Origin of the sequence: Schlesneria sphaerica (assembly GCF_044336245.1) — a bacterium.
GTDB classification, from domain to species: Bacteria; Planctomycetota; Planctomycetia; order Planctomycetales; family Planctomycetaceae; genus Schlesneria; species Schlesneria sphaerica.
The window spans coordinates 1,974,336-1,987,322 of record NZ_CP172346.1 but is presented as its reverse complement, the minus strand read 5'-3'; the positions used below and the strand labels follow the sequence as shown (position 1 = coordinate 1,987,322).

The following is a 12,987-nucleotide window of genomic DNA, read 5'->3' as shown; positions in this document are numbered from 1 at the left end:
CCATCAGCGAGGATGACGTGAGCGGGCCGCTATTTTTCAGCGGGGGGCCGTTCGCCTCGACCCGGGCGATGATTTTTGGCGGCGTGGGGGTGCGCGTTTTCGTAGGTGTCTTTCAGACGTTTTGTGCTGACGTGTGTGTAGATCTGGGTTGTCGTCAGACTTTTATGTCCCAGCAGTTCCTGAACGGAACGCAGGTCGGCACCCCCATCCAGAAGGTGAGTTGCAAACGAATGACGCAAGGTGTGGGGAGTGGTGAGTTTGTCGAGACCCGTCAGCATCAGATACTTTTCCAGCATTCGACCGATGCTGCGTGTTGTCAGTCGCGTGCCGAAGCGATTTAAGAAGAGTGCTCCCTGGTCTTTCGGGCCTGCGCCAGGAGCCTCTTTGCGGACCTCCAGCCAGCGGTAGAGTGCTTGAGCGGCGAAGCGTCCGATCGGTGCGATCCGCTCTTTCTTTCCTTTTCCAAAGACGCGGATGATGTTCGCGTCCTGATCCCAGTGGTCGACGTTCAGGCCAACAAGTTCAGCCACTCGGAGACCGGCAGAGTACAGCGTCTCCAGAATCGCTCGGTCGCGAAGTCCCTCATCCTGATTGGCGGGAGGAGCTTCGAGAAGTTTTGTGATCTGTTCGGTCGTGAGAAAGTGAGGCAGTTTCCGACCGACTCGGGGCGTCCGAAGGACTTTGGCAGGATTCGAACTGGCAAGGCCTTCTCGCTGGCAGTAGCGGAAGAAGCTGCGCAGGCTGGCCAGTCGTCGGGCGATCGTCGTTCGTGCGTAGTCGCACTCATGAAGGTAGGCGACGTAACCGCGAAGCTGCGGGATCTGCACTTCGGCTGGATCGACAATGTCCCCGACGCGATCGCGAAAATAGTCCAGCAGGCTGCCAAAGTCCTCGCTGTAGGATTTCAGTGTCAGCTCAGACGCATTTCGCTCGATTTTCAGGTAGCGCAGGAAGCCATCAATCGCGGCGTACATTGGGGCGTTGCTTGTTTCCAGGACGAGAAGCGCTGTTCAAGTTCGCGATCGGATCGACTGAACTCAACGGAACCAATTTCGCAATCGAGGTCAGTACGACCGTATCAATTCATTGGGTGACGACTCAAGATTGTTCTGGGTCGGTCCGCATTGAAGGAGCAATCCAGCCACCGCCGGTCGGATGCAGTGGGATCGGTGCGTTTCGCAATCCCCCGTGGCTCGCTACCGACTTAATCATTCATCGTTGTGTCAGCGTCCAGCGGCAAGAATGTTGGCTGCTGTGACGGCACGGCTTCGGGGGGGGGCGGAGCCAATCTTTGCGATCAGTTCGCCTTGAGCCGGTGATCAGGCTGCGGACCGGCGAATGCGATTGCGAGGACGCTCTTTGTCCGTGGAGTCGGCTTCCCGGAGTTTCCGGACACGCTGGCTCAGGGTCGCAGCATCATACCACGAGAAGTTCAGCTCGGGATCGGCCGCGTACTTACCGAGCGTCTGCAAGAGTTGATCGGCGCTCTCATCGTCGTAGAGAAACACAAAACGCTCGGGTCCCTTGATCAGCGCGAGGACATTAACGCCGTGTTGAGGCATGACTCTTCCCTTCCGTGGGTCCGATCTCGAAGTTGAAGCGTAATTAAGCTGCCGCCGAGGCCAGCGTCGTGAAAGGGATATCGACCGATCAGCTACAGATTCGCAGGAATCTGTGAGTGGGAGGGGAACTGCGCGTGATTCACTCTATTCAGCCGCTTGAATCGTCGTGAAACGGATGAAACAACGTTTCCGTGCCGCCGATTTTATCGGCAAAGTCCACGTAGAAGTTTAACCTTGCCAAGTGGCTTCAGGCGTCGCAGCGTGCACTGTCCACGAGAGATTTTCGAGGAGCAGCGGAAACTGGTCGATTCTGCTGAATTTTGACAATTGAGCGTGCACGCACCACTGGACGTGTGCCATAATTTTGTAAAGATTGGGAAACCTGCGTCAAGTATAGGGCTGGTCTGCCGTTCGAGTTCATTTTCCTGCTGGAACAACACTTATGGCTCGTTTTCGATTGCTTATTGCGCTGCTCGTGCTGGCCGCGACTGTCCCCGGTACTGCCGCGCACGCTCAGCAACCCGCCGCAACACCCTCGAAGTTTGATACGTTGACGACTGGCCTGAAAAAGGTCGACGGAGGGCTGTGGACGGTCTATACGAAGGACCAGCAAATCCTGGTCGACCTGAAGCAAGCTCAGCTCAACCAAGACTACTTGATGCTCAGCTCGATCGCTCGCGGGGTGAGCCAGGGGATGGTTCTGGGCGGGATGACGTGGGGAGACGATGTTCTCTGGTCGTTCCGTAAAGTCGGAGACAAGATTCACGTCCTGCGTCGCAACGTCAAATTCAAAGCCAAAGCGGGAAGTCCCGAAGCGACCGCTGTCAAATTGGCCTACAGCGATTCCGTTCTCTACGCCCTGCCGATCCTGACCGACACTCCGGGCGGCCACCTGGTCGATATGACACGCATTTTCCTGAGCGACGACGAAATGGTCGGCAGAATGCTCGGTGCATCCTTTGTGTTCGATCGCAGTACGATCGCCAATGTGAAGACATTTCCGAAGAATGTGGAAATCGACATTGCCGCAGTCTACTCGCGCGATCCCATGAACGAGTCGGACGCGGTACCCGATCCGCGCGGAATGCAGGTGATGATGCATTACAGTATCAGCCAGTTGCCGCAAACCGGCTACAAACCACGAAAAGCAGACGACCGGATCGGTTACTTCCTTACGGTTACGAAGGATTTCAGTGACGTATCAGACGATCAGCACTTCGTCCGCTACATCAATCGCTGGGACCTTCAGAAGCTGGACCCTTCCGCGAAGATTTCTCCTCCGAAGGATCCGATTGTCTTCTATCTCGAAAAGACCGTCCCCTTCAATTTGCGTCCGATTGTCAGAGCGGGGATCGAAGATTGGAACAAGGCATTCGAGAAACTCGGTTTCGACAACGCCATCGAAGTACGGCAGCAGCGTGATGACGACACCTGGGATCCGGAAGATGTGCAGCATAACACGTTTCGCTGGATCACAGCAGAAGCCGGTTTTGCCATGGGCCCCTCCCGTACGAACCCGTTGACGGGTCAGATTCTGGATGCTGACATCATCTTCGATGCCAGCTTCCTGCGGTCGTGGAAGTCGACGTACGAGAACTTTACTCCTGCCACCATCGCCACCCTGTTTGGGGAAGAGCTTCCCGTAAAGGGGCCACGTCCGCTCCGCCTGCCGGGAAATCGGGCTTTCCACGAATGCCGGCTGTCGGAAGGGATGCAGCAGCAGACCGGGTTTGCGGCAGCAGTCATGGCAGTGCAGGGCCTCACTGATAAGCGTGGCGAATTGCCCGAAGAGTATCTTCAGCAGGCCCTTAAAGAAGTCGTGATGCACGAAGTCGGCCATACGCTGGGACTGCGGCACAACTTCAAGGCCAGTGCCTGGAAGTCGCTCGCGGAAATGGAAGATGCTGCCAAGGCCCATGAACCGACTGTGGCGAGTGTGATGGATTATTCCCCCGTGAATATCGTCCCCGCCGGCACGAAACAGCCAGCGTACTACACCACCACCCTGGGCCCATACGACTACTGGGCGATTGAGTACGGCTACAAACCGATCTCGGGTGACGAGAACGCCGAACTGGCAAAAATCGCCTCTCGCAGCGGTGAAAGTGGCCTCGACTTTGGAACCGACGAGGACGCAGAGTCCAACGATCCCGACCCCCTCACCTTCCGGTTTGATCTGGGCAAGGATCCTGTCGTTTACGCACAGCGCCAAATCGCCATCGTAAACGGACTTCTGCCGAAGTTCCTGGAGCGGACCGTCGACAACGGCGAGGGATACCAGCGCGCACGGCAGTCGTTTGGAATCCTGATAGGTGAGTATTACAGAACCATCCGCTTTGCTTCGAAGCTGATCGGCGGAGTGCACATTTACCGCGATCATAAGGGCGACAATCAGGCTCGTACTCCCTTTAAGCCGGTTGATGCAGCACAGCAGCGAAGTGCGACCCGATTGATCCTGGACCAGGGGTTGGTGGCTCACAAGTTCGACCCTGCCCTGCTGAATTCCCTCGCGGCAACCCGATGGCGACATTGGGGCACCTCCGAGATCCGCCGGATCGACTATCCAATTCACGACCAGATTGGGAGCCTGCAGGCAGGCATGCTGAGTGGATTGCTCAGTCCTCAGGTTTTGGCACGGCTTCAGGACGGGGAACTGAAGGTGGCACCTGGTGAAGACGTCTACACCCTGGCCGAACATCTCAAGACCTCTGTTGAGGGGATCTTCTCGGAAGTAATGTCTCCCCCTGCTGGCGAATACACGAACCGAAATCAGTACATTGGCAGTTTCCGCCGAAACACTCAGCGAGCCGCGCTGAAACGTCTGAGCGACATGGTTCGTCGCTCTCCAACGGATACTGCTTCGCAGTTGAAATTGCCCGAAGATGCACGGGTTCTGATTCGTGTGCTGCTGACCGATTTGCAGACGCGAATCGATGCAACTCTGGCGAAGGAAGATTTGAAGCTGGATGACTATACTCGAGCCCATCTGATTGATGCGAAACTTCGTATTAAGCAGACGCTTGAAGCTGAGTCAGAAGATTTCGGCAAACCTCAGTCTTCGGGCGGGGGCGGCAGCTTCCTCTTACTGGGGCAACCCAACGGCGGGAGTGGAAGCGAAATTGTCGGGGAACTGCAACTGGTCCCGGAAGACCAGCCCTGAGAATAATTCACCGCGAAGTGACGACTCTGGAATTTGCTTTATGAAAAGTGAAAACTGAAAACAGCCAACCTGACCGTAATTCTGCTCGGATCGGTCCTTTGCGCATTCGTTCTCTGGTTTACGAACGTTCCTCTGGGGATTCCGGGAGAATGGACATGGGAACGCGTACCGACTGAACCCGATTTACTGTTAAACCTTTGCGGTGGCGCCGTCGCTGCCGCATTTTTCATTGCTTACGTCGGGTTCGGGCTGCGTCGGTTTTCCCGTGATCGTATCTCGGTCGTTGAGAGCGGCGTCTGGCTGGCAGGACTTGTCACCGCGAGCTTCTGCTGGCTCTGGATCGTGCAAGAAGTCGCTCCCGTCAAAAATCGCCTCGGGAAATCGGCGTTCGTCCTCTACTACACCAACTCATCCGGCTATTACACCCGAGCCCGTTATGATGAGTCCGACCCTGCCAAATTGCTGAAGGGGTATGAGGCCCTGATGCGAGAAGGGGATGTTCTGCATACGGGGACTCATCCCCCAGGACTGTTTCTGGCATTTCACGGCCTGCTGAGAATCTGCGACAGTTCATCCGTGCTCGCTTCGTTTCTTGACGCGACTCAACCCGCTTCGTTCCGTGAGGCGACAGACGTTATTGCCGCGAATAATCTGAGGCGACGAGTGCCGATTCCGCTGGTCCCTCTCGACAAGCGGGTTTTGTGGCTGGCAACTCTGCTCGTCATGGTGTCCGCTTCGCTGGCCGTTGTTCCCTTGTTCGGTCTTTTGCGACGGACTTGCTCGCCGCCGATCGCATGGGTGGGGACATCATTGTGGCCCTCGCTTCCGGCACTGGCGATTTTTATTCCCAAGTCCGATGCCCTGTTTCCCTTGATCGGCCTGGTTCTCTTGTGGTGCTGGCTCACCGCCTGGGATAACAGGTCGATACTGCTTTCGCTCATTAGCGGTTTAGTGGCATGGCTGGGGATGCTTTGCAGTCTGGCATTTATTCCCGTTCTGATCCAGGCGTTCTGTCTTTCAATCGTTACTACTTTCATTCAGCAGCTGTTCCGGCGCGAGGACAACCATATTCCCGAGGACGCGAAGCATGTTGACGTGCGGGGATCAGCTCCGTTCGATTCTCGGAGATGGCTCTGCATCGCGACCGGAGTGCTTGGGTTCGTGCTGCCAACATTTCTGATGTGGGGCTTTGCTAAGGTCAACCTTCTTGTTGTCTGGTGGCTGAACTATGGCAACCATGCCGGCTTTTATGTTCAATACCCGCGCAGTCACTGGAAATGGCTGCTAGCCAATCCTGTTGAGCTGACATTCTCGTCAGGTTTCCCTGTCGTTTTTCTGGCAGCATCTGTCTTAAGTTGCCTCCGATTGAGTGAGTTCACCGGCCGACGGCGGGTTGACGTAGCGGAACTCGATCAGGACGAACGACAAAAAGGAAACGCGTCGGCGACAGTCATTTGCACCGCGGTGGTATGGGGGCTCCTGTGGCTAACTGGCAAGAATTCAGGGGAAGCGGCCCGGTTGTGGCTCCTGTTTCTCCCTTGGCTGGTCTGGCTGGCGGCCATTCAGCTTGAACGGCAGATGAATGGGAAAATGAAGTTCTTGCCGTCCGACTGGAGAGTCTTGACTCTGCTGGCTGTTCAATTCGCGGTCTCACTTCTCACGGTGACACGGGTGAGTGGCTTTCACTCGGACGCTGGATAGATCAATTGACACGACTCCAGTGGATTTTCTAAAGATCGCGCGTCGGGCTGTCGATAACCATTCATCTTCGGTCGGTTAAGGCGCAATTTCCGCCTTCTAATTACTTCCGATGGAGAGAAACACGTAACAAGGATGTTGCAAATGCTTCTCAATCGATCGTTGTATTGCCGACTTATCGATCATGGTTTGAATGTGGTGTCGAAGACAGAGCCACAGGATTATCCTTTTCCCCACGTTCTATTCGATGGGATCTTCCCTGACGATATCTATCGACGTCTCTTGAAGTCGTATCCTTCCGCTGAGCATTTCGTGAAGGCCAATCAGAAGCACCATTCCAACGAGTACGGCGGAAGCACTCGTCAGCGAATGTCGCTCTGTGAATCCGCACTGAACTCATTGAATGAACAAGATCACATGCTGTGGTCAACTGTTCGCGCGGCCATCAGTAGCACCGAGTTTCGTGACGCCGTGTTTCAGAAGCTTTCCACTGGGCTGTGCCGTCGGTTCAAGGTAAGGGCTGCAGAGCTTCCCACGATCCCGGCGTACCCTCGCGGTCAGTTATATAGCGAAACCGAAGGGTACCGGATTACTCCGCATCCCGACACGCGTGAGAAAATTGTCACGATGCAGTTTGCTTTCCCCAGTGACGACTCACTGGCGAGCGTCGGGACCGAATTCTACACGCGCAGCCTGAACCCGGCTCATTATCTGCGGGAACCTCGTGGGTTCACGATTTCCAAAACAATGCCTTTTCTGCCCAATCATGCTTACGCCTTCTCGGTGCTGAACGATCTGGGACTGAAAAGCTGGCACGGTCGCAGCACCATTCCACCAATGGACCGCGTACGAAACACGCTGCTCCATATCTGGTACGCTGAACCAGATGAGTCAGACAAGGATCTGGTCGCCTATCGCAAGTTTCTGGAAACACCCGTTCCCGTTCGCAAAAGCGCATAGTATGGCGCAGACGCCTTGTGAATCGATGGCGGAGGCAGCGCACGCAGCACGGTGACGCAATCGCGCCACTCCCTTTCTATCCTGCAATGAGCTCCGTCAGTCCAGGTGCATCACAGTATCACGTCGGTTGTAGCTCGTTCAGCTTGTCTCTTGCCGTTGTGATGCGTGAGGAGTTCCACCGTGTACTTTGATTTTGGCAAACTTCCCCCGAACGAATGTTACAAGCTGTTTGTTTCGACGATCACACCGCGTCCGATTGCGTGGGTCGTCAGCCAGTCCGGCGGGGGAACCTTGAATGCAGCGCCATTTTCGTTCTTCAATGCGTTTGCGGCCGATCCACCCGTCATCGGGATTGGGATCGGCAGCCACAAACGTGGGCGTCCGAAGGACACCAGGTGTAACATTGAAGAGTCGCGACAGTTTGTTGTGAATCTTGTCTCGGAAGATAACGCGAAAGCAATGAACGTCACGGCGATCGACTTCGACTATGGGGTAAACGAACTGGACGAAGCTGGTCTGACGCTGCTTCCGTCGACGTTGATCCATCCGCCCCGAATTGCAGAAAGTCCCGTCGCATTTGAGTGTGAACTGATCCAGTCGATCGCACTGGGCGAACATAGTGGCTTAATCCTCGGACGTGTCCTCGCCATGCATCTCCGCGACGACGCCGTCATTGACCCTGATCACCACTATGTCGATACACCAAGCTTGAAACTGATCGGACGAATGCACGGAGCAGGCTGGTACGCTCGCACGTCTGATCTCTTCAAAATGGACCGGATCCCCCTGGCGGACTGGAATCAAGATCGTCCGCGTTGAATCGCTCTGATCGATCGCACCCTTGGGCGCACCGACCGATACCATCGTGTAAGCTCGCCTGAGCGATGCGATAGCGAAGTTCTCCGAATGGGCTTTGCCTGATCTCTTGGACTCGTGATCGTGCTTAACTTGTGACGTCACCTGGTCGCTAGTGACTGAACCCGCAGCAGAACTCCCAGATGGCAGGCGCCGCAAATACCAAGGAAGCTCAAGGCCATGAAGCTCAGCAGAACATACTCATTCATGGAACCACCGAGCGGAATCATAATTACGGCTTCGAGCATCGCGACAGCGATATAGATACCGATGGAGAGCCCAATCGCCAGTGGAACTGCTCCCCACCGGGCGTAAAGCGAAATCAGCGCGGCGAGATGGCAAACCATTACGGAAAACAACGCGAGAACGACCATGCCAAGAAGAATCACATCAACCCTCTCTTCTCTCAACACCGAGTCCAAATCAGCGTTGAAGTTCGGACAGAGGGCAAGGGTCACTATCCCCAGCACAGGTGCTGGGAGCCAGTTCAGCAATGCTCCTTCGAGCTTTGAGTAGACGACCTTGTTGATCGAATGAGGGAGTAGCATCAGCGCCGAGAGCGTTTGGCCTCGCACTTCTTCCTGCAGAGATCGGGAGATGACACGTGCGGCATCGACTACGACGGAGACCCACAAGAGGAACAGAAAGAAGTAGAACCAGTTACTATCGCCATCGAACGCGAACAGCAGCAATCCTAGAATGCCGTAGTAGAAAAGGCGGAAACAGACTGCTGGGCCGCCGCCAGCGACAAAGTGGAAATCTTTCCATCTGAACGGGTGGGTCCACGGTCGCCCTGCGGAAAACGGAGAGTAGCTTCGATAACGCGATACAAATCCACGCGATGTCACTTCTGACGAGGGACTGCGCGTGGCGATCCCAAAGCAAAGCCACGCCAGGGCAGAACAGAAAATCCCCATCAGCACATTTGAAATCACCTGGATGCTCAAGGCGGTCTCGCCAAATCCGGTGGTCAGGATCTGGCTCATCTGAGTGAAAACAGAGACTCTCGAAATAGCTTCGACGAGCTGCCATCCGACCGTGGTCGACGTAGATCCACCTTGCGACATTTGCCAGTTTGCATGAACAAAAGACCAATATCCGGCAAGCATTGGGATGAAGAAATAGGCGAGCAATCCAATCACCATCCATGTTGACGCAGATTTGCTGTTGGGAGCCAGCGTTGAACAGAGTAGTCCGAACCCTGCCAGAAAGATCAAATAGGCCACGAGCGCTACGGTTACTGACCAGACCTGGGACTGCATGACGCCCCCCATCGTCACGGCCAGTAACACGAAAGGATACTGCGCGGCGATCAAGAGCATCGATTGCCAGAGTCGCCCGCCTGATTTTCCGGCCAGAATTCCAAGCGGGCTGATCCCCGCCATCAGCATCAATCCTAATGTGTCTTCTTCTTTTTCCTCGGTGATCGACGTGGCAAAAAAACTAATGCCCAGAAGCGTCATAAAAAAGACATCGAGATATGCGATGCCTGAGAAAAAGTGAAGTCCGGGTGCTCCGATCAGGAAGGACGTCAAACGCGTGTAGCTCAATGAAACGTAGATGGCGAGCAGAAGTCCCAATCGGGCCAGGTGGCTTGACCATGCACGAGAATCGATTCGCAACGAACGTTCCAGTAGAGCGAATGTCCCATCGAGCATGGTGTTGTCCTGGTTGTCTTAGAGCAGCCCTCGGCGAATACAGTAGCGAGCTTTACCTTACTTCGCGATCGGCTTTTACTGAATCTCCGTCCGGGATGATCTCAAAAGCTTGCGCAACCTCGGGGGGAATCCGTTTCGGTGAGCCTGTCACATAATCAATGTAGGCCCAGTCGCTGGCTGACCTCGCTATCACGGCCTGGTCCGAGACGCGGATCATCTCATAACGTCGCAGGGACGTGACTTTCTTCAGGTTTGCAACCCAGGTGCGCACGACGATTTCATCACCCAGTTGAGCGGAAATCAGGTACTCGATGTAGTGTGACCGGACAACCCAGCCTTGTCCGAGTTCACGATGGGCCTGCATCGACCAGCCTTGTGCCGACGAGTGTTCCATCGAAGCGGACTGCATCCACTTCAGGTAGGAGATGTTATTGGCATGGCCCAGATCATCCAGGTCCCGTTCAACAACGACGTGTTTCCATTCGAAGATGGCTGGCATTAGTTGGTTCCTCCGGCTGCGCCTGGTTCCGCCATCATGAATCGTAATGCCATTTTGAGATTGGCCTGTGTCCATAGTAAGGGGCAGATATCGTTCGGAACATATCGCCCCTGGTCACTGTAATACGATTCGGGGCATCGGTATGGACCTGACGAAGACCCTGCTGAAGTCAATTGACCGAGTGCGCGATTCAGATGTTCGATCTGCCGCTGGCGAGCCTCTTTCTCCCGGGTACGCTGGTACCGCAGCCCATAGTGAATCGACAGGATTGGGTCGAATAGACACCATTGGGCTTCCGTTCCGGGTTCCAGTAAGCGGTCCCGGTCGGCGAGGTTGTCGCTGAAATCGGCCGTCCGCACGGTGGCGGCGAGCTTCTCTTTGTAGTTTGCACACCAGTACGAATCGCCGATGTAGCGCCGGATTCCGTAAGGGCCAAGCAAGTTCGTCGTGACGTCTGCGACAATCTGGTCTGCCATCTCGTTTGAAACGAGGCGATAGGGGAAGATCAGAAAAAGCAACGCGGCATCATAGGGGCGATGCTTCAAGGGATCCGGCTGAATGCATTCCCGTGGCAGGATTGTTTGCAGAGCTTCCCTGCCTCTCGCTGGATACGACTTCCCGGAATACTCGGACCAGGCCTCTAACCCCGCCGTCGCGACGCCGATACTTGAAGCAGAGACCTTGCGAACTTCCTCCCAGTGCCCGCTATCTTCGTCCTCCCAGAATTCAATCGCCAGCAGGTAGCGGGCGATCATGTCCAGCAAGTTCTGCTGTGCCGGATTCCACTGGCAGACGTTACCGAGTCGAGAGGCGAGCCAGAGAAAGCCGCCGATGGCATCGTTCTGAGCGTGAGACCATTTTTCGTCGAGTTCACACAGGCGATCGCCGTCGAATCGGATATGTGGACGTGCCATGGGATCGCCGGGATCGGTTTTCCCGTCGATGATGTCACTGAACCGGTGGCGATGCTTTTCGAAGTACGTCATCAGCGACCGGGTCGCCGCGGCGGCTTTCTCAGTTTCACCCCATGTCCAGTGTGCGTGTGCGATGTGGACATTGTCGCGGACCCACACGTTCCGATAGCCGGTCAGCTCGAAATCGCCCCCCTCCCCAGCCGCGGCGGAAAAGAGGCCATTGGCGAGCGTCGGGAAGCGAAACGTCCCCTGCTCTTCCAGAAACTGAGTGAGCCGTTTGACCTCGTCTGCTGTGCAGTCCGGGGAAAGCTGAAGTGGCGGGAGAGGGTTCACCATGGCAACATCCTTGATGTCATAGTCTGTTTTTGAATTCCGTCGATGGGTCCTCGGTCGCTCGGGCAATCCCGAACATCGACGAACTGAGGGATCATATCCAATCAGGTAACGCCCGGCTGTTCGAGTCTCCGGGCCGCTCGATCCATGGTCTGGACGCACCGTCTCATTTGCGTGACTCGAACAAACTCACATTGGACTGACGCTGATTCCTCTGGCTGGTTCTTCAGGCCTGGGAAACATCCTTCCAAGGAACGCATCGTACCCAGCAATTTTGCTGCTGGTAAGACCGATCGGTGGATCGCGGCACCGGGTAGCGGGTCTATTTCGTCAATCCGAATTTGGTTCCCGGGGACCGATCTACTACTGCACCAAGCCCTTTGTCAGCGACATGAACGCGGTTTCCAGATTGACCTCTTCTTCCCGGAACAACGTCAAGTGGAACCCTTCCGAGATCAGCATCGTGGGCAGTGGACTGTAGTCGAACGTATCTGATTTCAGGGTGGCTTCGATGGTTCCCTTGACGATGTCGACCATTGAGACCAGTTCGTGTTGCTCGAGCAGAGCGGCGGCTTTCTCCATGGTCTTCCCGGGCTGCTCTTTCACCCGAATCTGAAGCATGATCTGCTGCCGTGCTTTCCGCATGACTTCATCGACATAGCCGTCGACGATCAGATTCCCTTTTTCGATCATGCCGACTCGCGTACAGACGTCTGCCAATTCGGGAAGAATGTGGCTGGAAACGATGACCGTCTTCTTGAGTTCTCCCAGTTTTTTCAGCAGGTTACGGATTTCGATTCGGGCCCGGGGATCCAGGCCGCTGGCGGGTTCGTCCAGAAGCAGCACTTGAGGTTCGTGCAGCAGGGTTCGAGCCAGTCCGATTCGCTGGGTCTGTCCACGAGAAAGCTGATTGACCATGGCGTCCCGTTTAAAGGACATGTCCACCAGTTCCAGCTTGTCTTCGCAGACCTTTCGGCGACCGGGGCCATTGATCCGGTAGGCGGATGCGAAAAATTCCAGATACTCGATCACCGTCATATCGTCATAGACACCAAAGAAGTCGGGCATGTAACCGACCATTCGGCGGATCTCACGTGGATCATTATAGATTGACTTGCCGCACACATAGGCTTCGCCGTAATCCGGGGCGAGCAACGTGGCCAGCATTCGCATGGTGGTCGTTTTGCCTGATCCGTTGGGGCCGATGAAGCCGAACACATCCCCTTCCTTCAAAGAAAGGTTGATCTCGTTGACCGCGATCAGGTGGCCGTAACGTTTCGTAAGCTGTCGGGTTTCAATCATGTGCTTCAGTCAAAGCGAAAGAGTTTTCAGGTCACACGCACGGACG

At 55.4% G+C, this 12,987-nt stretch carries 10 protein-coding genes; 4 read left to right on the top strand and 6 right to left on the bottom strand.

The annotated features are described in order from the left end of the window. Positions 1 to 29: 29 nt before the first annotated feature. Together xerC and ACGY09_RS07320 are read right to left on the bottom strand one after the other, a co-directional pair. A complete protein-coding gene (gene xerC / locus ACGY09_RS07325; RefSeq protein ID WP_397571041.1) occupies positions 30 to 974 on the bottom strand; it encodes a tyrosine recombinase XerC in 945 nt (314 codons plus the stop codon). A gap of 345 nt (positions 975 to 1,319) precedes the next feature. Then, the gene (locus tag ACGY09_RS07320; RefSeq protein ID WP_373650933.1) at positions 1,320 to 1,562 is read right to left on the bottom strand and encodes a hypothetical protein; all 243 of its coding nucleotides are present in this window, start codon (positions 1,560 to 1,562) and stop codon (positions 1,320 to 1,322) included. Between the two features lie 442 nt (positions 1,563 to 2,004). Between ACGY09_RS07320 and ACGY09_RS07315 the strand changes: the two genes are divergently transcribed. The 4 genes from ACGY09_RS07315 to ACGY09_RS07300 all read left to right on the top strand — a co-directional run bounded on the left by ACGY09_RS07315 (position 2,005) and on the right by ACGY09_RS07300 (position 8,199). After that, positions 2,005 to 4,722, top strand: coding sequence for a zinc-dependent metalloprotease (locus ACGY09_RS07315; RefSeq protein ID WP_397571040.1), 2,718 nt, complete (start codon positions 2,005 to 2,007; stop codon positions 4,720 to 4,722). 342 nt (positions 4,723 to 5,064) lie between these two features. After that, the gene (locus ACGY09_RS07310) at positions 5,065 to 6,423 is read left to right on the top strand and encodes a hypothetical protein (protein WP_397571039.1); all 1,359 of its coding nucleotides are present in this window, start codon (positions 5,065 to 5,067) and stop codon (positions 6,421 to 6,423) included. A 141-nt stretch (positions 6,424 to 6,564) separates the two neighbouring features. After that, positions 6,565 to 7,380, top strand: coding sequence for a hypothetical protein (locus tag ACGY09_RS07305; protein WP_397571038.1), 816 nt, complete (start codon positions 6,565 to 6,567; stop codon positions 7,378 to 7,380). Between the two features lie 180 nt (positions 7,381 to 7,560). Next, complete coding sequence (locus ACGY09_RS07300; RefSeq protein WP_397571037.1) at positions 7,561 to 8,199, top strand: flavin reductase family protein; 639 nt, start codon at positions 7,561 to 7,563, stop codon at positions 8,197 to 8,199. 137 nt (positions 8,200 to 8,336) lie between these two features. On the opposite strand, the gene ACGY09_RS07295 is transcribed toward ACGY09_RS07300, so the two are convergent. The 4 genes from ACGY09_RS07295 to ACGY09_RS07280 all read right to left on the bottom strand — a co-directional run bounded on the left by ACGY09_RS07295 (position 8,337) and on the right by ACGY09_RS07280 (position 12,941). Continuing rightward, complete coding sequence (locus tag ACGY09_RS07295) at positions 8,337 to 9,893, bottom strand: ABC transporter permease (RefSeq protein ID WP_397571036.1); 1,557 nt, start codon at positions 9,891 to 9,893, stop codon at positions 8,337 to 8,339. A 52-nt stretch (positions 9,894 to 9,945) separates the two neighbouring features. Further along, on the bottom strand, positions 9,946 to 10,392 hold the full coding sequence (locus ACGY09_RS07290) for an acyl-CoA thioesterase (RefSeq protein ID WP_373650939.1): 447 nt from the start codon (positions 10,390 to 10,392) through the stop codon (positions 9,946 to 9,948). Beyond that, on the bottom strand, positions 10,392 to 11,642 hold the full coding sequence (locus tag ACGY09_RS07285; protein ID WP_397571035.1) for a glycoside hydrolase family 15 protein: 1,251 nt from the start codon (positions 11,640 to 11,642) through the stop codon (positions 10,392 to 10,394). Before ACGY09_RS07285 ends, ACGY09_RS07290 begins: the two co-directional genes overlap by 1 nt. A 360-nt stretch (positions 11,643 to 12,002) precedes the next feature. Then, positions 12,003 to 12,941, bottom strand: a complete 939-nt coding sequence (locus tag ACGY09_RS07280) for an ABC transporter ATP-binding protein (protein ID WP_397571034.1) — start codon at positions 12,939 to 12,941, stop codon at positions 12,003 to 12,005. Positions 12,942 to 12,987 lie beyond the last annotated feature (46 nt).

Coding starts and splice junctions, on each gene's coding strand:
- xerC (WP_397571041.1), bottom strand. CDS start 974: ATGTACGCCGCGATTGATGGCTTCCTGCGCTACCTGAAAATCGAGCGA.
- ACGY09_RS07320 (WP_373650933.1), bottom strand. CDS start 1,562: ATGCCTCAACACGGCGTTAATGTCCTCGCGCTGATCAAGGGACCCGAG.
- ACGY09_RS07315 (WP_397571040.1), top strand. CDS start 2,005: ATGGCTCGTTTTCGATTGCTTATTGCGCTGCTCGTGCTGGCCGCGACT.
- ACGY09_RS07305 (WP_397571038.1), top strand. CDS start 6,565: ATGCTTCTCAATCGATCGTTGTATTGCCGACTTATCGATCATGGTTTG.
- ACGY09_RS07295 (WP_397571036.1), bottom strand. CDS start 9,893: ATGCTCGATGGGACATTCGCTCTACTGGAACGTTCGTTGCGAATCGAT.
- ACGY09_RS07290 (WP_373650939.1), bottom strand. CDS start 10,392: ATGCCAGCCATCTTCGAATGGAAACACGTCGTTGTTGAACGGGACCTG.
- ACGY09_RS07285 (WP_397571035.1), bottom strand. CDS start 11,642: ATGGTGAACCCTCTCCCGCCACTTCAGCTTTCCCCGGACTGCACAGCA.
- ACGY09_RS07280 (WP_397571034.1), bottom strand. CDS start 12,941: ATGATTGAAACCCGACAGCTTACGAAACGTTACGGCCACCTGATCGCG.